Consider the following 20,859-nt stretch of genomic DNA (forward strand, 5'->3'; position numbering starts at 1 on the left):
GCAACGCCGCCCTGATATGGGCGGCCCCGGCCATGCCGCAAAGGCTGGTGTGCGACTCCGCTTTCGCGGCGCCCTTATGCCCTGACCTTTGCGACGAATTGATGACTGTCGCCCGGCCGCGTCGATTTTGCCTCGGGCCAGACCACGCGCTCGACCCCGGCGAAACGCTGGATGCGCTCGACCTGCCGCTCCAGCCGGGCCTGCCGCGCCTTGCTGGATCGCACCTTCGGTTCCCACCAGAGTCCGGCCACGGCCAGGTCGCCGCTGTCGCGCTTGGCCCGCATGTCGATGCGGCCGACGAAGCGGTCGCCCTCCAGGATCGGGAAGACGTAGTAGCCCCAGCGGCGCTTGGCCTCGGGCACGAAGGCCTCGAAGCGGTAGTCGAAGCCGAACAGCCGCTCCAGCCGCTGGCGGTTGCGGATCACCGGGTCGAAGGGCGACAGCACCCGCAGCACGTCCGGCGCCGGCGCCGCCGCGGCCAGCCGCGCCTCGATGTCGGCGAAGGCGAAGGCCGCGGTGGTCTTGCCGTCCGCGCCCTGGACGTGGACGACGCACAGATCGCCGCGCCGGGCCGCCTGGTCGCACCACTGCTCCGCCTCGCGGATGCTGATCAGGTCCCAGAAGCCGGCGATCTCGCCCGGCCGGGCCGCGCCCAGCCGCTCCAGCGCCGACCGGCAGGCCCAGTCGACCACCTCCTCCGGATCGGGTGCGGCGGCGCGATGGGTCTCGGGGATCACCCGCTCGGTCAGGTCGTAGACCTTCTGGAAGCTCTCGCGCCGCGCCACCGCCAGCACGCCGGTGCGCCACAGGAACTCCAGCGCCATCTTCGACGGCGTCCAGTCCCACCAGCCGCCGGACGGGCGCACCCGCTCCTCCCCGAAGTCGCGGGTCAACAGCGGGCCTTCGGCCGCCACCCGGTCGCGCACCTGGTCCATCACCTTCGGGAAGTCAGGCCCGGCCTCGGCCCACCAGCGGCTGGAGACGAAGCGCTTGTGCTCGTCCGCGAATTTCCGCCCCCAGTAGGGGAAGAAGCGGGTCGGGATCAGCGACGCGTCGTGGGTCCAGTTCTCGAACAGGCCGCGGGTCTTCTCGACCAGCCGCGGCAGCTGGGTCTGGGCATAGCCGTGGCGCCGGGCGAACATGATCATGTGATGCGCCCGCTCGACCGTGTTGATGCTGTCGATCTGGACGAAGCCGATGCGGTCGACCAGCGCCTGGGCGCCGTCCGCCGTCAGCCGGCCCAGCGGCGGGTCGGACAGGGCGTGGAGGTCGAGGAACAGCCGCCGCGCGTCGGCATTGGCGATGGTGAGGGGCGTGGGCTCGGACATGAACGATACGAGAACATGCAAGCCGGGATCGGGCAAGAGGAAAGCCGGAATGCCCCTGTTCCGCGCCGGACGGGCGGCTATAGTCGGGGGACATCGACCAGGATTCTGCCAGTGACCACCGCCATCTCCCTCGAATCGCCGCGGCAGGACGCCGTGCTCGACCTGATCCGCCAGTCGGACGCCTATGCCGCCAGCCTGTACCCCGCCGAAAGCAACCACATGCTGGACCTCGGCGCGCTGGATCGGCCGGCGGTGCGCTTCTTCGTGGCGCGGCGGGACGGGCGGGTGGTCGGCTGCGGCGCGCTGGTGGTGGGCGGCGACGGGCAGGCCGAGCTGAAGCGGATGTTCGTCGACCCGGCCACCCGCGGGCTGAAGGTCGGGCGCGACCTGCTGGCCCGGATCGAGGGCGAGGCCCGAAGCCTCGGCGTGACGCTGATCCAGCTCGAGACCGGCATCCGCCAGCCCGAGGCGATCGGGCTGTACCGCCGCTTCGGCTATCGCGACCGCGGCCCGTTCGGCGATTACGGCCCCGATCCGCTGAGCGTGTTCATGGAGAAGGCCCTGGACTGAAAAAGCCCGGCGGTTGGCGCCGCCGGGCTTTGCAGGTCCGGTTCCGAGAGACGGGCCTATTCCTTGGCCGATTCCTCGGTGAAGAAGCGGCCGATCAGGCCGCCGATGACGCCGCCGACGATCGGCGCGACCCAGAACAGCCAGAGCTGCTGCAGCGACAGCCCCTGGGCGATCAGCGCGACGCCGGTGCTGCGCGCCGGGTTGACCGAGGTGTTGGTGACCGGGATCGAGATCAGGTGGATCAGGGTCAGGGCCAGGCCGATCGCGATCGGCGCGAAGGGCGCCGTCGTCGAATTGCTGACGACGCCGACGATGACGACCAGGAAGACCGCCGTCAGCACCACCTCGGACACCAGGGCGGCGGTCAGGCCGTAGCCGTCGGGCGAACCCGCGCCGTAGCCGTTCAGAGCAAAGCCCTTGGTGATGTCGAAGCCGGCGGTGCCGGAAGCGATGACATAGAGGACGGCGGCGGCGATGACCGCACCGATCACCTGGGCCACGACATAGGGCACGACATCGGTCGCGCTGGTCTTGCCTGCCGCCCACAGGCCGACCGTGACGGCCGGGTTGAAGTGACCACCGGAAATCCGGCCGAGCGCGAAGGCGCCGGTCAGCACCGTCAGGCCGAAGGCCGCGGCGACGCCGCCGAACCCGACGTGCGACCCGGCCAGGACAGCCGTGCCGCAGCCGCCGAGGACGAGCCAGAACGTCCCCAACGCCTCGGCAAGGACTCGCTTGAGCATGGAGTTTCCCCTCCGTTCGATCTCCTACTGCCGCTAGTGGCATGGATGATCGACGGGACAATATATAGTTTTATGTAATTGCACGCAATAAAATGACTTTTAGACAATATGGAGCATTCCTCTCAAGGCCGATTGCAATAGCGGCCGCGACGATGGGCTCGATCCCGGCCATCGCCCCGTGTGCCCTTGGAGAAGTCGGGCGGCAGGACATTGTCGAACGGCGGCCACGCATCGATGTTGTTTCTTGTCCGTTCCGAAGGTCGGAGACCGCATCCTTGTGCGACGGATCCTCTCGGACCTGGACGGTTTCGCGGTGCTGGAACCTCCGGCCGGGTCGGTTGTTGATGCCCACGCGCGACATGGTACCCTATGGCGAAATCCGACCGCCGCCCTGCCCTCCCGCAAGAAGGATGATTCGCGATGACAGGTTCGGGTCTATCGATCGACCGCAACGGACGGGTCGTGACCGGCGCCGACGGCAAGACGACGCAGCCCTCGCCGCTGTCGGCGGAATGGGCGAACGCCATCCAGCAGGCCGCAAAGGCCAAGGGCGTCAGCGTCGACGACCTCGACAAGGACTACTATTTCGTCGCGGTGCAGCCGGGCGGTTCGATCTATGGCATCGGTGAGGAAAGCGGCCTCACGGATCCGGTGATCGCGGCGCAGGTGCTGCCGGCCAATGAGCATCTGGTGCGCCCGGGCCACGGCCAGGATCTGGTCTTCGGCGACCAGGACCCGGCCGGACAGCAGGATGTCGTGCTGCTGCCGAAGACGGCGTTCCAGCAGGATCCCAAGACGCCGGACACTCCGTCGCCCCAGGCCTTCGGCGCGACGCTTCCCGGCATGCCCGAGAAGGACCGCGCGCCCGCGGTCCGGCAGTACATCTCCACGGTGCCGGCCGGCCAGCAGGAGGCGGCGCTGACCACCCTGATCGGGCTGGATTACGGCCAGGGCAACGACGCGATCCGGCGGTCGATCTTCGAAGGATATGTGGATCTCGGGTCGGAGTGGGGCACCAGCAACGACGACAACAAGCCGCAGACGGTGAAGGGGATCGTCGATCCGTTGCTGCGCCACAGCTGGGGCAACGACAAGACCGACGTCGCCATCGACACCATCCTCGCCAAGCTGGCCAAGGAGAAGTACGGCGTCGACGTCGACAAGACCGCCTGGAACGAGAAGGAAGGCAAGGACCCGGACGGCACGCCGTAGGCATCCGGGCAGCCCATCTGACATCACGCGTTTCCACGGCCGGGCCATCGCCGGGACCCGGCCGAAGCGTTGGAAAGGACAAGGATGCCGGAGCCGATCCGCGGCCCGCAGCGGCTTCAGCCCTACCGGCCCCTGACCGGGACCTCGGCGCGCACGGCCGACTTCCAGTCCGCCGTGGCCAAGGCCCGGACCGGACAGCCGGTGCTGCCGCCCGCCGCCGCGCCGCTCCCCGCCGCGGCCCCTGCCGCCACGCCGGCGGCCGACACGGCCCCGGTGGTGCCGGTCGTCAGCGACGACCGCCGGCGCAGCATCGACGACTGGGTCGAGCATCATTCCGACGCCAATGGCGGCTTCCTCGGCTTCGGCCAGACCCCGTCGCACGAGCATGTCCGCGAGGCGCTGAAGGGCCATTCGACCGAGCTACGGGGCCTGACCCCGGACGAGCAGCGCTACCTCGTCGACCGCATGCTGGACCGCTGGTCGGACGGCAAGGGCGGCGGGCTGGGCGAGGCCGGCCATCTCGCGGGCTCCCTGGGTGACAGCCCGCAGCTGCGCGGCGTGGTCGGCGAACGCTTCGCGCTGCGCGCCGCCGCGCTGATGCAGCAGCCCGCCGGCAACGGCTCCGGCGACGATCCGCACAGCAAGGCCCTGGCGCTGGCCCTGGGCACGCTGCAGGCGACCTCCGGCGACCTCAACGAGACGACCTCGACCCTTGCGGCGCTGCGGCAGACCGTCGTCTCGCTGGGCCCGGAGAACGCCGCCCGCTTCATGCAGGCGCTGCAGTCCCGCGGCGGGGCCGACGGCATCCAGGCGATGGCCCGGCAGCGGGTCCTGACCGCGATGAATGACGGCCCGCCAAGCCCGGCCGTTAGCGCCACGGTCCAGGCCGCCTTCGCCGAGGCCACGCCGTTCGACATAGACAAGCGCGACGGCCTGCGGCAGGAGATGGCGCAGGCCCTGGCGCGCGAATGGTTCCCGGACGATCCGGCCCAGCGGGATGCGGAGACCCGGCGGCTCGACGGCATCCTCGGCACCCATCAGGGCCAGGTCCTGCTGTTCGGCAACGGCAATGACGGCAAGATCGGGCTCGACGGCCGGGTCGGCGCCCTGGCCACGATCCGCGCCGACCGCAGCATCACCGCCGACACGCTGAAGCGGACCGAGGATCCCTGGACCAACCCGGCGATCGTCGGCCTGCAGGCGCAGGACAACGCCAAGCAGTACCTCACCGGCCGGGGCGACGCGGCGCAGACGCTGCAGGGCACCGATCTCGACAACACCGTCGGCTACGCCATGGGCTTCCCGCCGGCGGTGCCGAAGGGCATGTCGCCGGAGGAGGCCCAGGCCAAGGTGGCGCAGGGGCAGCTCTCCTACTACGCCGACGGGCCGGGCAAGGACCCGGTCGGCACGGTGGCCAACCAGATCCGCACCATCGGCGGCGCCAACGCCCAGGTCACGGTGCTGCCGATCCAGTATTCCAGCAACGCCTCGGGCCCGGTGCAGCTGCCGCTGTTCCGGGTGCAGACCGCGTCCGGCGACAAGTTCGTCGACAACACCGGGCGCAGCTACCAGGATTTCGAGGACTGGAAGGCCCACAACGAACTACCGCCCGGCGACGTCACCTATCCGACCGACGGCCATCTGACCCTGAAGCCGGACGGCACGGTGGACCTGTCGCACGGCAACACGCCGAAGACGATCGACACCACCTGGGAGGAGGTGAAGAGCGTCTTCGACGGCGCCGCCCTGGTCGGCGGCATCATCGCCGGCGGCATCCTGATCGTCGGCAGCGGCGGCACCGCGACCCCGGTCCTGGTCGGGATCGGCGTCGCGGCCGGGGGCTGGGGCGTGTACCAGACCGGCAGCGAGCTGATCGACCGGTCGCAGCACGGCCAGTCGATCAACCCCTTCACCGATGGCGACGCCCGGATGCTGTGGCTGGGCCTGGCCGCCAACGGCACCGGCATCGCCGCCTTCGCCAGCGCCGGCGCGCTGACCCGCCTGGCCGGCGCCGGGGCGCGGCTGAGCCCGGCGGCGGCCCGGGTGATCGGCACCACCCAGGCGGTGGCCAACACCGCCAATGCCGGCGCCTTCGTCGACATGGGCATCCATCTCGCGGTGAATTGGGGGTCGATGACGCCGGAGCAGCGGGCCCAGGGCCTGCTGACCATGGGCTTCTGGGGCGCCACCATCGGCGTCGGCGCCCGCGCCACCGGATCGCCCGGCGAGATGTTCAACCCGGCGGCGCTGACCCGCCGGCTGACCGCCGCCTATGAGCCGCCGGTGGCGCGGACCAGCGAGCTGGAGGGCGATCGGGTCAGCATCGTGCAGGACCCGAAGACCGGCGCGATCACCATCAAGGCCGGGCAGCAGGCGACCGACGCCGACATCGCCCTGCATCGCGACGTCGCCCGCATGATGGCCCAGGACCGGGGGCTGCAGGGCCTGATCCGGGGCTGGATGGATGAGCCCAAGCCGGGGACCCTGGCCTATTCGGTCAAATACGAGGGCATCAAGCTCGACCGCAAGATCGCCGACCTGCAGCGCCGGCTCGACGACCCCAATCTGACGGCGCAGCAGAAGGACGCGCTGCGCGGCGACATCCAGACCACCCGGGCCTATCTCGACCAGCAGAACGAGGCGCTGGGGCGGATGGTCACCGACTCCACCCAGGCCGACATCGAGGCGCCCAGCACCGGCCAGGCGCGGGCCGAGGAGGTCCAGCCGGGGCTTGGCGACGCGATCGACAACAGCCCCTATGCCGGCCAGGGCTATTACTTCCGGACCACCGGGCCGGAGACCGTGCCCGAGATCGTGCGGACGGATGCCTATGACAGCAGCCATCCGCGGCTGGGCCTGGTGAAGGGCGACGACGGCGTCTACCGCATCCAGGAGGTGACCGAGGGGCACCTGCCGACCTACGCCCCGGCCATCGCCGGCGGCGCCGCACCGAAGATCAGCCTGCCGACGGGGCTGACCCCGGAACAGCAGACGCAGCTCACCTCCGCCCTCGCCGCCCGCGACACCGCGGTCTCGGAGCGCGACGCGGCCACCGACACATCGGTCAAGAACGCCAAGGGCCAGGAGGTGGTGGCGCAGAGCGCCGAGATCGGCGAGCTGGGGGGCATGGCCTATGTGGCGCAGCAATACCCCGGCGCCCGGCTGGAATATGGCGGGCCCGGATCCGGCTCGCGGCCCGGCGACTTCGATCAGGTCTACCGGCAGACGCTTCCGGACGGCAAGATCCGCTTCATCGTGGTCGAGGCCAAGGGCGGCGGCTCGCCGCTCGGCACCAAGCTGGTGAACGGGCAGGTGGAGACGCAGGGCACCGCCGAGTACTTCGCCGCCATCGCCGACAACATGCGCACCAACCTGACCGGCCAGGCGAAGACCACCGGGAAAGAGCTGCTGAACACCTACCGCTACGGCAAGACGCCGGATGGCAAGCCGGCGGAGGTCGTGTATCTCACCGTCCGGACGCCGATCGGCCACGATCCATCCTCGGGCGCCGCGACGGCGCCGGCGGCGACGGCGAAGCAATTCGATCTGGGGACGCGGTGATGGCTGACGGCAGGACCATGGACGGGGACAGCGCCGGCTTCGTGGCCCGGCACCGGCCCGGCCGCGACCGCGGCGCGCTGGCGGAACAGGCGGAGGACCGGGCCGACGAGATCCCGATGCTGCGCGACAGCCTGGCCGAGCGCCCCGGCAACCTGGTGCCGCTGGCCGACGAAGCCCTGGCCCTGGCCGGGCTGCGCCAGCTGCTGGGGCCGGAGGACGAGGTGCCGTCGCGGCTGCGGCTCGGCGCGCGGGCGGCCATGGCCGCGGGCGTGACGGTGACGCCGGCGGGACCGCCGCTCCGGGTCGATCTCGGCCCGCCGGGCCCACCGGGCGCGGTCGAGCTGCCGCGTGGGCGGGAGCGGCCGACGGGGCTGACCCCGCGCCGGCTGGTCGAGGCCTGCCACGCCGCCCTGGCCACCCGCGACCGGATCGCGCTGGACCTGTTCGCGCAGGTGCCGGTCGACCGCATCGCGCGGCAGCCCCCCGCGGCGGAGGAACGGATCTACGGCCTGGCGCACGCCCAGGGACTGCAGGCCCTGCTGCGCGGCGATGCCGCCGGCAACCAGCTGCTGCTGCAGGCGATCCAGGGCTGCAATGATTCCGGACTGGCCCCGGCCGCCCGCGACTATGCCCAATTCCTGGTGTCGCCGGAGATCGAGCTGACCCTGCTGCACCGCGACCCCGATGCGGCGAAGTTCGACACGGCGCTGCGCAACGCCCTGGTGCTGCACCGCCGCTACTGGTCGGAGATGCAGGCCAATCCGGGCGAGCCGCAGGACAGCGACCCCAACGGCTTCATCGCCCTGGGCCCGCTGGCCTGGGCGGCGCTGCGCCGCGATCTGGGCCTGCCGGTCGGGATCCGGTCCGACTACCTGCCGCAGGGCGTGGTCGACGGCACCGCATAGCCCGCATGGAGGCGGCCCGGCCGATCGCTCGGCCGGGCCTTGGGGGTCATCTGAATAAGAGGGTCTGCCGGGAAAGCGGGCCGGACGGTGCGCCCGCGCCGCCCGGCCCGGTCGCGGATCAGGAGCCCTACCGGGCCCCCTCATGCGCGATGGTGTAACGCTGATGCGCGTTGCTGGTGGTCGCGGCGGCGAGTTGGCGCCAGGTGTGCAGGGCGTCGTCGTAGTTGTCGAACGGCCCCTGCAGGCTGGTGGTGCCGTCGATCGGCCGGTCGAAGCGGGTGTCGGCGTATTCGCCGCCGATGATCCAGAATTTGTTCGGGCGGGTCATGGCATTCCTCCTTTGGGCGCGAGAGATCAGTGGAACTGGGCGGCTTCGGTCGAGTCGCCGAGGGCGGTGGTCGAGGCCTTGCCGCCGGAGATGGCGAGGCTGACGGCGTCGAAATAGCCGGTGCCGACCTCGCGCTGGTGCTTGGTGGCGGTGTAGCCATGCGCCTCGGCCGCGAACTCGGCCTGCTGCAGCTCGGAATAGGCCGCCATCTGCCGGTCCTTGTAGCCGCGCGCCAGCTCGAAGGTGGCGAAGTTCAGGCTGTGGAAGCCGGCCAGGGTGATGAACTGGAACTTGTAGCCCATGGCCCCCAGCTCGCGCTGGAACTTGGCGATGGTGGCGTCGTCGAGATTGGCCTTCCAGTTGAAGCTGGGCGAGCAGTTGTAGGCCAGCCGCTTGTTCGGGAACTGCTTGTGGATGCCTTCGGCGAAACGCTTGGCCTGGCCGAGATCGGGTTTCGACGTCTCCATCCACAAGAGGTCGGCATAGGGTGCGAAGGCCAGGCCGCGGGCGATGCAGTACTCCATCCGGTTCTCCGGCTTGATGGGGTGGAAGCCTTCCTCGGTGCGGGTGCCGCGGTCGATGAAGGGATGGTCGCGCTCGTCGACATCGGTGGTGATCAGCTTGGCGCTTTCGGCGTCGGTGCGGGCCAGCACCAGGGTCGGCACCCCCATCACGTCGGCGGCCAGACGGGCGGCGTTGAGGGTGCGGATGAAGCTGCGGATCGGCACCAGCACCTTGCCGCCGAGATGGCCGCACTTCTTCTCCGACGCCAGCTGGTCCTCGAAATGCACCCCGGCGGCGCCGGCCTCGATCATCGCCTTCATCAGCTCGAAGGCGTTGAGCGGGCCGCCGAAGCCGGCCTCGGCATCGGCCATGATCGGCGCGAACCAGTGCCGCTTGGCGCCGCCCTCGGCATGCTCGATCTGGTCCGCGCGCTGCAGCGTGCGGTTGATCCGGCGCACTGCCTCCGGCACCGAATCCGCCGGGTACAGGCTCTGGTCCGGATACATCTGGCCGGCGGTGTTGGCGTCGGCCGCGACCTGCCAGCCGGAGAGGTAGATCGCCTCCAGCCCGGCGCGGACCTGCTGCATCGCCTGGGTGCCGTTGGTGGCGCCCAGCGCATTGACGAAGTCGCGCTTGTCCAAGAGCTCCCACAACCGCTCGGCGCCGAGCCGGGCCAGCGTGTGCTCGATCCGGACCGAGCCGCGCAGCCGCTCGACATCGGCGGGGCTGTAGTCCCGGACGATGCCGTCGAACCGGCCGCTGGCGATCCGGGTCTCGGTCTGGTTCGGGGAGTCGAGGGGAGCCATCCTGTAAATCCTTTTCATTCTCGGTCGGGGCGGCGCGTCATGTTGCGCTGCGAAGATAAGAATGATGTTGTGTCTGGCCCTATCTCGCGTCAACGCATCCTTGAGCGTGAAAGGGAAAGGTTGTAAATCTTGTTGACGAACATTTTGTAAATCGGAGAATTTCGATGGCGGCGCGCAAGGCGATGCTGGGGCACAAGATCCGGCGGCTGCGGCGCGACCGCGAGGTCAACCAGGCGCAGCTGGCCGAGCGGCTCGGCATCTCCGCCTCCTACCTCAACCTGATCGAGAGCAACCAGCGGCCGGTCACGGTCGAGATCCTGCTGAAGCTGGGCCAGATCTTCGACCTCGACCTCGCGACCTTCGCCGAGGATGAGGGCGAGCGGCTGGTGGGCGGCCTGAGCGAAGTGTTCGGCGACCCGCTGTTCGCCACGCCGCGGCCGGGCACCGCCGGGCTGAAGCGGCAGGACATCATCGACCTGGCGGCCCAGGCGCCGGCCGCGGCCGAGGCGGTGCTGGCGCTGTACCAGGCCTATCGCGAGGGGCGCGAGACGCTGCGCCTCCTGGCCGAGAAGCAGTCGGCGCCCGACAGCGCCTTCGCCGACACGGCCTCGCCGCTGGACGAGGTCCGCGACTGGGTGCAGGCCCATGGCCACCATTTCCCCGAGCTGGAGACGGCGGCGGAGGAGATCTGGCAGGCCGGGTCGATCGAACCCGGCGCCCTGTTCCCCGGCCTGATCCGCTATCTCGACGAGGAGCTGACGCTGCGGGTCAAGGTGATGCCGGTCGAGGTGATGGGCCCGGTGCGCCGCCGCTACGACCGGCACGGCCGCCGCATCCTGCTGTCGGAAATGCTGCCGCTGCCCAGCCGCAGCTTCCAGCTGGCGGTGCAGATCGCGCTGATCAAGTATCGCGGGCTGCTGGACGAGATGGTGGCGCCGGTCGGCTTCTCCGGCCCCGCGGCGTCGCGGCTGGGCCGCATCATCCTGGCCAACTACCTGGCCGGGGCCGTGATGATGCCCTATGACCGGTTCTGGCGGGCCGCGACCGCGCTGCGCCACGACATCGAGGTGCTGCAGAGCCGGTTCGAGGCCAGCTTCGAACAGGTCTGCGTCCGCCTGACCACGCTGCAGCGCCAGGGCGCCAAGGGCGTGCCCTTCTTCCTGATCCGCAGCGACAAGGCCGGCAACGTCTCCAAGCGGCTCGGCGCCACCAATTCCGCCTTCGCCCGCATGGGCGGCGCCTGCCCCCTGTGGATCCTGCCCGATGCCTTCCGCTCGCCCGGCCAGGTCCAGACCCAGGTGGCGGAGCTGCCGGACGGCAGCCGCTGGTTCAGCATCGCCCGCACCGTGTCCAAGCCCGGCGCCGGCTTCCGCATGCCGGGGCAGAGCTTCGCCCTGGCGCTGGGCTGCGACATCGCCCAGGCGGCGCAGCTGGTCTATGCCGACGGCATCGACCTGGCCTCGGACGAGGCGGCGGCGCCGATCGGGCTGCATTGCCGGCTGTGCGAACGGCCGGATTGCGACCAGCGCGCCTTCCCGCCGCTCAACCATGTGCTGTCGGTCGACGAGAATCTGCGCGGCGCCACCCCCTATCAATTCACCCCGGCGGGATGAGGCGAAGACGATCCCGGGTCAGGCGGCCCGAAGTTGCTTGCGATTGTTGGGTTTCTCAGATCAAACTCGACATCTGGACTTGATGATCGGAGGGAGCGACCCATGGCGCACAAATTCGAGATCTACAAGGACAAGGCCGGCGAATTCCGGGTCCGGTTCAAATACAATTCGGAAGTGATCTTCTCGACCGAGGGCTATTCCAGCAAGGCCTCGGCCAAGAACGCCATCGAATCGATCAAGAAGAACGGCCCCGACGCGCCGACCGACGACACCACCTCGGCCTGATCCTGGACGACGGGCTCGGCTGCGCCCTGCCGCATGGCTGAGCCCGTATTCCAGACCGTCCTCGGGCTGGACTGGCCGAGGCTGGGCACTTCCATGCGCCTAACGATCACCCATCCCCTGTTCGGCGACCTGTTCCGATATAGCGGGCGCTTTTCCCTGCCACCGGACTCAGGGCGGCACCCGGCCCCAGCATCATTGACCGAACGATCGGTCAAGGATTGGCGGCGCGCCGGTCCCGGCTAGGAAGCGCTGCCTGCTTCGCCCTAGACTGGCCGAACCCGACCGCGCCGCAGGAGCCCCGCATGACCGACCGTCTCAGCCGCCGCACCACCCTGAAGGCCGGCGTCGCCGTCGCCGCGGCCGGGCTGGTCCCCGCCCCGCTGCGCGCCGCGACCACGCCCAAAATCAAGCTGCGGATCCTGGAGACGACGGACCTGCATGTCGCGGTCTTCCCGTACGACTACTATCGCGACAAGGGCGACGACACGATGGGCCTGGCCCGCACCGCCGCGGTGCTGGCCGCCGCCCGGGCCGAGGCCACCAACGCCCTGCTGTTCGACAATGGCGACGTCATCCAGGGCAACCCGATGGGCGACTACATGGCCTATCAGCGCGGGCTGGACGGCGGCGCGGTCCACCCCATCGTCAAGGCGATGAACCTGCTGAGCTACGACTGCGGGACCATGGGCAACCACGAGTTCAACTACGGGCTCGACTATCTCGGCAAGGCGATGATGCAGGGAGCCAACTTCCCGCTGGTCTGCGCCAACCTGCTGAAGCCGGACGGCAGCACCTACCTGCCGCCCTACAAGGTGCTGGAGCGCACGCTGCGGGACGAGGCCGGCGGGCCGCAGCCGGTCAGGATCGGCGTGATCGGCTTCGTGCCGCCGCAGATCATGCAGTGGGACCAGGGCCATCTCGCCGGCCATGTCACCACCACCGACATCGTCGACGCCGCCCGCAAGTTCGTGCCCCAGCTGCGCAAGGAGGGCGCCGAGATCGTGGTGGCGCTGTGCCATTCCGGCATCGCCGGCGGCACCCGCGCCGGCGGCGAGGAGAATGCGGCCCTGTTCCTGGCCGAGGTGCCCGGCATCGACGTGATCCTGACCGGCCACCAGCATTTGGTGTTCCCCGGGCCGGATTTCGCCGGCATCGACGGCGTCGACGCCGAACGCGGCACGCTGCACGGCATCCCGGCGGTAATGGCCGGGTTCTGGGGCAGCCATCTCGGCGTCATCGACCTCGACCTCGAGCATGACGGCACCGCCTGGAAGGTCGCCGGCTTCAAGTCCGAGGCGCGGCCGATCTACGACCGCAAGGACCGCAAGGTGACGCCGCGGGTCGACTCCCGGCCGGACATCCTCGCGGCGGCACAGCCGGAGCACGACGCCACCCTGGCCTATGTCCGCCAGCCGGTGGGCGAGATCACCGCGCCGATCACCAGCTTCTTCTCGCTGGTGGCCGACGACCCGTCGGTGCAGATCGTCTCCCGAGCCCAGCTCTGGTACATCGGCCCGCTGCTGGCCGGCACCGCCGCGGCCGGGCTGCCCTTGCTCTCCGCCGCCGCGCCGTTCAAGGCCGGCGGCCGCGGCGGGCCCGACTACTACACCAGCGTCCCGGCCGGGCCGATCGCGATCAAGAACGTCGCCGACCTCTACCTCTATCCCAACACGGTGCGGGCGGTGCGCATCTCCGGCGCCATCGTGCGCGAGTGGCTGGAGCGGTCGGCCGGCATCTTCAACCGGATCGACCCGGCGAAGACGGAGGAGCAGCCGCTGATCGACACCAGCTTCCCCTCCTACAATTTCGACGTGATCGACGGCGTCACCTACCGCATCGACCTGTCCCAGGCCTCGCGCTACGACGGCGACGGCAAGCTGGTGGCGCCGGACGCGCACCGCATCACCGACCTGCAGTTCCAGGGCAAGCCGATCGACGAGAAACAGGAGTTCGTGGTCGCCACCAACAACTACCGCGCCGGGGGCGGCGGCAGCTTCCCCGGGCTGGACGGCAAGAACATCGTGATCACGGCGCCGGACACCAACCGCGACGTGCTGGTGCGCTACATCCACGAGCAGGGCCGGATCAACCCGACCGCGGACGGCAACTGGTCCTTCGCGCCGCTGCCGAAGACCGTGGTGGTGACCTTCCCCAGCGCCCCCGCCGCCGCCCAGGCAGTGCCGGCCGGGCTGACCATCGAACCGGCGGGAGATGCCGGCGACGGCTTCGCCAAGTATCGGCTGGTGTTCGGGGGGTAGGCAGCATGCTTGACAACAAGCGCTCCGAATAAAGGCGGCTCCACCGTTGTCATTGGCGGGCTTGACCGGCAATCCAGGGGCTGTCGACAGCCTCTGGATGCCCGGGCGAAGTCCACCGGTCTCAACTTTTAATGTCATTGCCCGGCTTGACCGGGCAATCCAGGGGCCACCAAGAACTGCTCTGGCCGCCCCTGGATGCCACGGTCAAGCCGTGGCATGACAAGTTTGGGTTCAGTTATTGTTCAAAGTGACGAAGGCGTGCGCCTCAAGGCCCGAAGCGTTCGAGTCGCCGCCTCACCTTCGTCGAGATCCACGAACAGCCCCGCCCGGCGCTGATCGATCAGCGACCGGAGGGCCGAGAGTTCCCCGTCACGCATCTCGCTGTCACGCCGCAGCATGTCGAGCCCGCGCTGGAGCAGCGCGCTGAGGCTCGGATACTCCCCGCTGGCGACGAGGCCGCGGGCATAGGCTTCCTGGTCGTCGGTCAGCGAGATCGAGATCTCGACGGTCATGATCGCCTCCTGCCGTTCAACACTATCAAGCGGCACCGCCCGAAGGCTTGCGGTTTACGGATGGCGTTCCCTGGGTAGGGGCCGCATCCGGTATGATTCACTGGTCAAACTCGGAAGGGAGGCCGCGATGCAGATCGTTCTGGCCGCGAAGGAGAACCGGCTCGCCGACGCCTGGGAGAAGACCTTCATCGATGTCGCCGAGGTCACCGTCCATCGCGGCTCGATCTTCGATGTCGCCTGCGATGCCGTGGTCAGCCCGGCGAACAGCTATGGCTTCATGGATGGCGGCATCGACGCGCTGTATGTCGATCGCTTCGGCATCGAGGTCCAGACCCGGCTGCGCCGCCTGATCCTGGACCGTCACCATGGCGAGCTGCTGGTGGGGAGCGCCGAGGTGGTCGAGACCGGCAACCTGGCGCAGCCATTCCTGATCGCCGCGCCGACCATGCGGGTGCCGATGGTGCTGGGGCCGGAGACGATCAATCCCTATCTGGCGACCCGCGCCGTGCTGCTGCTGGCCCGGCACGGCGCCCTTCCGACCGGCGAGCCTCTGTCGAACCAGCTGCGCACCATCGCCTTCCCGGGGATGGGCACCGGCGTCGGCCGGGTTCCGGCAGACATCTGCGCCCAGCAGATGCGGACAGCGATCGATGAGGTCCTGCTGGGCCGATACCGGATGCCGACAAGCTGGGCCGAGGCCAGCGAGCGCCACCAGCTGCTCTACACCGACCGCCCGACGCGGCTGCAGTACTAGGGAGCTGGCCCGAGCCTAATCCATGTGCACCGACACCGCGGGGCCGGCGGCGACCTTGGGCTTGCGCAGCAGGATCAGCATCGGCATCGCCACGATCGCCAGCACCATCAGCAGCTTGAAGTCGTCGATATAGGCGATCAGCGAGGCCTGCTGGTTGACCATCTGGTCGAGCATGGCCCGGCCGGTGGTGGTGGCCGGGGACATCATCTGCGGCAGCTGCTGCACCGCCGGGCTGTAGGCGTTGACATGCTCGCCCAGCAGCTGGTGGTTGATCTGGGTGTTGCGGGTCAGCAGCGCGGTGACGATCGAGATGCCGATCGAGCTGCCGAGGTTGCGCGACACGCTGTAGATGCCGGCGCCTTCGTCGAGATAAAGCCGCGGCAGGGTCGAGAACGCCATGGTCGAGAGCGGCACGAACACCAGGCCCAGCCCGGCGCCCTGCACCAGCCCGTCGATCATGAAGCCGGTGGTCGAGACGCCCAGGCTGTAGCCGCTCATCCGCCACAGCGACCCGATGATCATGCCGAGGCCCAGCAGCAGCAGGATGCGGGTGTCGACCTTTCCGATCAGGCGGCCGACCACCAGCATCGCCGCCATGGTGCCGATGCCGCGCGGCCCCATCACCAGCCCGGCGGTCACCACGGGATAGCCCAGCATGGTCTGCAGGAACGGCGTCGCCAGGGCCATGATCGAGTAGTAGAGCGACCCGACGATGGCCATCACCACCATCGCCACCACGAAGTTGCGGTCGGCGAACAGCCGCGGCCGGACGAACGGCGCCTCCGCCGTCAGCAGGTGCACCACGAACATGTAGAAGCCGAGCGCCGCCAGCACGGTCTCGATGATAATCTCGAGCGAGTTGAACCAGTCCTGGTCCTGGCCGCGGTCGAGCATCATCTGCAGCGCGCCGACGCCGAGGCTGAGCAGGCCGAAGCCGAGCCAGTCGAACCGCTTCGAGTCCTGGCGGCCGCTGTCGGGCATGAAGAACAGCATGCCGGACAGCGCCAGGGCGCCGATCGGCACGTTGATGTAGAACACCCAGCGCCAGGAATAATGGTCGGTCAGCCAGCCGCCCAGGACGGGGCCCAGGATCGGCCCGACCATGACGCCGACGCCCCAGATCGCCATGGCTTGGCCGCGCCGTTCCGGCGGGTTGATGTCGATCACCGTGGCCTGGGACAGCGGCACCAGCGGCGCGCCGAACACGCCCTGCAGCAGGCGGAAGCCGACGATCTCGGTCACGTTCTGGGCCAGGCCGCACAGCACCGAGGCGGCGACGAAGCCGACCACCGCGACGATGAACAGGTTCTTGCGGCCGATCCGGCTGACCAGAGCGCCGGTGACCGGCGTCATGATCGCCGCGGCGACGATGTAGGAGGTCAGGACCCAGTTGATCTGGTCCTGGTTGGCGCCGAGGTTGCCCTGCATGTAGGGCAGGGCGATGTTGGCGATGGTGGTGTCCAGCGCCTGCATGATGGTGGCCAGCATCACGCAGGCCGTGATCATCCCGCGATGCGGGACGGATGCACCGGATTCTGGGCTGCTCATCACTGCGCCCCGAAGAGCGAGCCCCCGATGAAGGGCAGGCCGCGCGCATGGCCGGTGTCGATCGAGACCTCGGCGCTCATGCCCGCGCGCAGCTGCGGCTTGTCGGCGGTGTCGACCACGACGCGGACCGGGATGCGCTGGGTGACCTTGACCCAGTTGCCGCTGGAGTTCTGCGGCGGCAGCAGTGAGAACTCGGCGCCGCTGGCGGGGCTGAGGCTTTCGACCTTGCCGGTCCAGGTGACGCCCGGATAGGTGTCGACCGTGACCGTGACCGGCTGCCCGACCGTGACATGGGTCAGGTCGGTCTCGTTCATGTTGGCGTCGATCCACAGCTTGTCGGATCGCACCACGGCCAGCACCGGCGTCCCGGCAGCGACCATGGCACCGGGCAGCACGGCGTCGGCCTTGGCGGCGATGCCGGAGAACGGCGCCTTGACCTGGGTGTGGTCGAGGTCGAGCTGGGCCTGGTCGCGGTCCGACACGGCCTGGGCGTAGGGCGGGTACTTCTCCAGCGGCAGGTTCTCGTCGGCGCCCAGCTTGGCCAGGGTGACGTCGATCTGGGTCTGCGCCACCTGGACGAAGATCGAGGCGGTGGTGAGCAGGATGCGGGAGAGGTCGAGCGCCGACTGGGAGGCGTTGTCGTTCTTGGCCAGGGACGAGGTGCGGTCGTATTCGCGCTGCTCATAGGCCGCGCCGGCCGCGGACACCTGCTGCAGCGCCCGCGCCTGGGACAGGCTGGCCTTGATGCCCTGGTAGTCGAAGTTGGCGCTGCGCATCGCGGCCTCGGCGCGCTGCAGCGCATAGCGCGGCGCCCGGTCGTCGATCCGGAACAGCACCTGCCCGGCCTGGACCGGCTGGTTGGTGGCGACGTCGATGCTGACCAGGCGGCCCGAGATCTCCGGCGCCACCGACACGGTGTCGGCATGGACATAGGCGTTGTCGGTGCCGGCGTAGCGGCCGCCCATGCCATAGAGCACCAGCCCGACCGCCGCGATCACCAGCGGCACGCCAACCAGCAGCACCAGGCGCAGGCCGCGGCGGCGCGGCTTCGCCGGCGGTGGCGCCAGTGTCGGCTGGGGTGTCGGCGCCGGGGCGGAAGCCTGCTGCGGCCGGTCCGAGGTCGGGGTGTTGGTTCCGTCCGGCATGGTCAGTCCTGCCCGGCGGGCTTCGCCGCCGGCTCCTCCGCATCCGTGGCCAGCCTGGCCTTCAGGATTTCGAGATCATGGATCAGCCGGGCCACCACCTCGGGCGGCAGCCGGGCGTTATAATCGTCCTGCCACTGCGCGATCATGACCTCGAGCTGGTCGACGATCGGCCGTGCGGCGGGGCGCAGATGCAGCGAATAGGCGCGGCGGTCGTTCGGGTCGCGCCGGCGCTCGACCCAGCCGCGCGTCTCCATCCGGTCCAGCAGGCCGGTCACGGTCATCTTCTCGACGTCGAGGTACTCGGCCAGCCGCGCCTGGGTGATGCCGGGGTGGCGGTCGAGGAAGATCAGCACGCGGTATTGCGGCCGGCTGAGGTCGAGCCCGGCCGCCCGCACCCGCTCCTCGAAGCGGCGGCGCATCAGCTGATCGACGTCCTTGATCACGGTGTAGAGGCTGACGAGCGGCTTGATCTCGCTCATGTGCAAAGGCACCTGACTGTAAGGTGCCTTACTATATAGCGGTTGACCGATTCGGGCAAACGGCCCAGCCATGGGCGCGACGCAAGGCTGAGCCTCGAACGTTACGGGAAGAAGAACCGCTTAGCGCAGCCAGACCCGCGCGGTGGCGGTGGCGCCGGTGGCGTCGATCACGGTGATCTGCGCCGCGCCCGGGCCCGGCGGCGTCCAGTCCGCGTCGCGCTTCATCGGCGAGGACGGGATCGGCCGGCCGTCGACCATCCACAGGAAGGGTCGCCGCCCGCCCGCCGCGACCAGCGAAAGCGAGCCGAAGCGATCGCCGTCGCGCGGCCGCTCGACCGTGACGCCGTCGACCGGGAAGGCGATGGCCAGCGGTTCGACCCCGGCCAGCGAGGGCAAGGGCGCCACCACCGCAGCATCGGGCGACAGCCGCTGCAGCCGCGGCGGCAGGTCCTCGGCCCGCAGCACCGGCGTGCCCGAGGGCGCCGGTCCCACCACGTCGTGGGCCGGCGGCGGCAGCAGGGCGAAGGCGCGGAACAGCAGCGGCGCCGCGGTGTTGCGGCCGAAGCGGTCGGGGCTGGGCGACCCGTCCGGCCGGCCGACCCAGACGCCGATGGTGTGTTCGGCGTCGAACCCGATCGCCCAGGCGTCGCGGAAACCATAGGAGGTGCCGGTCTTGAAGGCGATGCGGCGACCGTCGCGCATCAGCCCGGGATCGGCCATCGCCACCGGCGGCGGCGCCGAGGCCAGGATGTCGGTGACGTACCAGGCGGCGGAGGCGTCGAGGATGCGCGGGCCGTCCGTGCCCGAGGGCGGCGCGTCGGCGCGCCACACCAGATCCGGCAGGATGCCGCCGCGGGCGATGCCGGCATAGAGCCGCACGAGGTCAAGCAGGGTGGTGCCGCCGCCGCCCAGGGCGATCGGCAGGCTGGGCAGCACCGTGGGGTCGTCGAAGCGCAGCGGGGCGCCGACATTGCGCAGCCGGGCGGCGAAGCGCGCCGGCCCGACATGGTCGAGCATCTGCACCGCCGGGATGTTGAGCGACCGCTGCAGCGCCTCGCGCACCGACACCTCGCCGGAGAAGCCGGGGTCGAAATTGTTCGGGGCGTAGTCGCCGAACCGCATCGGGAGGTCCAGCACCACCGTCTCGGGCAGGATGATGCGGTCCTCGAACCCCATGCCGTAGATGAAGGGCTTCAGCGCCGACCCCGGCGAGCGCACGGCCCGGGCCAGGTCGATCTGGCCGTCGCGCCGCTCCTCGAAGAAGGTGCCGGAGCCGAGATAGCCGACGACACGGCCGGTGGCGTTCTCGATCACCACCGCGGCCAGGTTGCTGGTGGCGTCGAGGCCGCGCAGCGACCGGTCGGCCAGTTCCTCCAGCCCGCCCTGCAGCCGCCCGTCGATGGTGCTGCGATGGACCTCGCGGCCGCGATCCTCGGCCACCAGCCGTTCGGCCAGATGCGGCGCCCGGAACGGCAGCAGGCGGCGGACGGTCGGCGTCGGCTGCTCGGTCGCCTCCTGCGCCGCCTGGGGGTCGAGCGCGCCGGCCCCGGCGACCCGCAGCAGCACCCGGTCGCGGGCGGCGCGGGCGGCCTTGGGGAAGCGGTCGGGGCGCAGCTTGGTCGGCGACTGCGGCAGCGCCACCATCAGCGCCGCCTCGCCCGGGGTCAGCAGCGTCGGCTCCTTGCCGAAATAGGCCAGCGAGGCCGCGCGCACGCCTTCGAGATTGCCGCCGAACGGGGCCAGGGTCAGGTAGATGCCGAGGATCTCATCCTTGGAATAATGCGCCTCGAGCTGCAGCGCCCGCGCCATCTCGATCAGCTTCGACCCCAGGGTGCGCGGCCGCGGTTCCAGCAGGCGCACGGTCTGCATGGTCAGGGTCGAGGCGCCGGAGACCACGCCGCCATGCCGGACCATCTGGCCGAAGGCGCGCGCCGTCGCCAGCGGGTCGACGCCGAGATGCCGGCGGAAGCGCCGGTCCTCATAGGCCTGCAGCATGGCGAGGTAGAGCGGCGACACGTCCGCGACCGTGGCCTTGAGGCGCCAGGTGCCGTCATGGGCGGTGAAGGCCCGCAGCAGCTGGCCGTCCTTGTCGAGGACGATGGCCGAGCGGTCGAGATAGCGGTCGAGCACCGGGGGATAGCGGGCATCGAGCCAGAAGGCGGCGCCCACCACCAGCGCGGCCAAGACCATGCCCGCCGCCGCCCCGATCGCGATCCGTCGCCAGAGTGTCCGCACTGCGCCCATCACCATCCCTCCGCGGCCATTCTAGCGCGGGGCGTGGCGGATTGATGGCTGCCCGTGGGGCAAG

General features: G+C 69.9%; 17 protein-coding genes. 8 read left to right on the plus strand and 9 right to left on the minus strand.

From position 1 onward, the window contains the following. Positions 1-74 precede the first annotated feature (74 nt). Entirely contained in the window at positions 75-1,328 is a 1,254-nt protein-coding gene (locus E9232_RS22760; RefSeq protein WP_309797795.1) for a winged helix-turn-helix domain-containing protein, read from the minus strand. Positions 1,329-1,439: 111 nt separating this feature from the next. On the opposite strand from E9232_RS22760, the gene E9232_RS22765 reads away from it, so the two are divergent. Beyond that, positions 1,440-1,898 (plus strand): GNAT family N-acetyltransferase, encoded by a 459-nt coding sequence (locus tag E9232_RS22765; protein WP_309797797.1) that lies wholly within the window; start codon positions 1,440-1,442, stop codon positions 1,896-1,898. A gap of 56 nt (positions 1,899-1,954) precedes the next feature. Here the strand turns inward: E9232_RS22765 and aqpZ are convergent, their stop codons facing one another. Beyond that, positions 1,955-2,641, minus strand: coding sequence for an aquaporin Z (gene aqpZ / locus E9232_RS22770; protein ID WP_309797799.1), 687 nt, complete (start codon positions 2,639-2,641; stop codon positions 1,955-1,957). A 420-nt stretch (positions 2,642-3,061) separates the two neighbouring features. Between aqpZ and E9232_RS22775 the strand changes: the two genes are divergently transcribed. From E9232_RS22775 to E9232_RS22785, 3 genes are all read left to right on the plus strand, one after another. Beyond that, on the plus strand, positions 3,062-3,853 hold the full coding sequence (locus tag E9232_RS22775) for a hypothetical protein (protein WP_309797801.1): 792 nt from the start codon (positions 3,062-3,064) through the stop codon (positions 3,851-3,853). A gap of 84 nt (positions 3,854-3,937) precedes the next feature. Beyond that, positions 3,938-7,414 carry a DUF4781 domain-containing protein gene (locus E9232_RS22780; RefSeq protein WP_309797804.1) on the plus strand — a complete coding sequence of 1,159 codons (3,477 nt, stop codon included), beginning with the start codon at positions 3,938-3,940 and terminating at the stop codon, positions 7,412-7,414. After that, complete coding sequence (locus E9232_RS22785; RefSeq protein ID WP_309797806.1) at positions 7,414-8,319, plus strand: immunity 49 family protein; 906 nt, start codon at positions 7,414-7,416, stop codon at positions 8,317-8,319. Before E9232_RS22780 ends, E9232_RS22785 begins: the two co-directional genes overlap by 1 nt. 127 nt (positions 8,320-8,446) lie before the next feature. Here E9232_RS22785 and E9232_RS22790 read toward each other — a convergent pair whose 3' ends face one another. Further along, on the minus strand, positions 8,447-8,647 hold the full coding sequence (locus E9232_RS22790) for a DUF4170 domain-containing protein (protein ID WP_309797808.1): 201 nt from the start codon (positions 8,645-8,647) through the stop codon (positions 8,447-8,449). Between the two features lie 26 nt (positions 8,648-8,673). Further along, positions 8,674-9,957 carry an isocitrate lyase gene (gene aceA, locus E9232_RS22795; protein ID WP_309797810.1) on the minus strand — a complete coding sequence of 428 codons (1,284 nt, stop codon included), beginning with the start codon at positions 9,955-9,957 and terminating at the stop codon, positions 8,674-8,676. Between the two features lie 164 nt (positions 9,958-10,121). Between aceA and E9232_RS22800 the strand changes: the two genes are divergently transcribed. The 3 genes from E9232_RS22800 to E9232_RS22810 all read left to right on the plus strand — a co-directional run bounded on the left by E9232_RS22800 (position 10,122) and on the right by E9232_RS22810 (position 14,113). Then, positions 10,122-11,570, plus strand: a complete 1,449-nt coding sequence (locus E9232_RS22800) for a helix-turn-helix domain-containing protein (RefSeq protein ID WP_309797812.1) — start codon at positions 10,122-10,124, stop codon at positions 11,568-11,570. A gap of 102 nt (positions 11,571-11,672) precedes the next feature. Next, entirely contained in the window at positions 11,673-11,855 is a 183-nt protein-coding gene (locus tag E9232_RS22805) for a YegP family protein (RefSeq protein WP_309797814.1), read from the plus strand. 302 nt (positions 11,856-12,157) lie between these two features. Continuing rightward, positions 12,158-14,113 (plus strand): bifunctional 2',3'-cyclic-nucleotide 2'-phosphodiesterase/3'-nucleotidase, encoded by a 1,956-nt coding sequence (locus E9232_RS22810; protein ID WP_309797816.1) that lies wholly within the window; start codon positions 12,158-12,160, stop codon positions 14,111-14,113. A gap of 242 nt (positions 14,114-14,355) precedes the next feature. Here E9232_RS22810 and E9232_RS22815 read toward each other — a convergent pair whose 3' ends face one another. Then, positions 14,356-14,625 carry a ribbon-helix-helix domain-containing protein gene (locus E9232_RS22815; RefSeq protein WP_309797818.1) on the minus strand — a complete coding sequence of 90 codons (270 nt, stop codon included), beginning with the start codon at positions 14,623-14,625 and terminating at the stop codon, positions 14,356-14,358. A 127-nt stretch (positions 14,626-14,752) separates the two neighbouring features. Between E9232_RS22815 and E9232_RS22820 the strand changes: the two genes are divergently transcribed. Further along, positions 14,753-15,379 (plus strand): macro domain-containing protein, encoded by a 627-nt coding sequence (locus E9232_RS22820; protein ID WP_309797820.1) that lies wholly within the window; start codon positions 14,753-14,755, stop codon positions 15,377-15,379. Between the two features lie 15 nt (positions 15,380-15,394). Here E9232_RS22820 and E9232_RS22825 read toward each other — a convergent pair whose 3' ends face one another. The 4 genes from E9232_RS22825 to pbpC all read right to left on the minus strand — a co-directional run bounded on the left by E9232_RS22825 (position 15,395) and on the right by pbpC (position 20,795). Then, positions 15,395-16,885, minus strand: a complete 1,491-nt coding sequence (locus E9232_RS22825; protein ID WP_309797822.1) for a DHA2 family efflux MFS transporter permease subunit — start codon at positions 16,883-16,885, stop codon at positions 15,395-15,397. 41 nt (positions 16,886-16,926) lie between these two features. Further along, entirely contained in the window at positions 16,927-18,072 is a 1,146-nt protein-coding gene (locus E9232_RS22830) for an HlyD family secretion protein (RefSeq protein ID WP_309797824.1), read from the minus strand. Between the two features lie 2 nt (positions 18,073-18,074). After that, positions 18,075-18,551 (minus strand): MarR family winged helix-turn-helix transcriptional regulator, encoded by a 477-nt coding sequence (locus tag E9232_RS22835; protein WP_309797826.1) that lies wholly within the window; start codon positions 18,549-18,551, stop codon positions 18,075-18,077. A 120-nt stretch (positions 18,552-18,671) separates the two neighbouring features. Then, positions 18,672-20,795, minus strand: coding sequence for a penicillin-binding protein 1C (pbpC, locus tag E9232_RS22840; protein WP_309797829.1), 2,124 nt, complete (start codon positions 20,793-20,795; stop codon positions 18,672-18,674). Positions 20,796-20,859 lie beyond the last annotated feature (64 nt).

It is taken from the genome of Inquilinus ginsengisoli, from assembly GCF_031453975.1.
Classification (GTDB): Bacteria; Pseudomonadota; Alphaproteobacteria; order DSM-16000; family Inquilinaceae; genus Inquilinus; species Inquilinus ginsengisoli_A.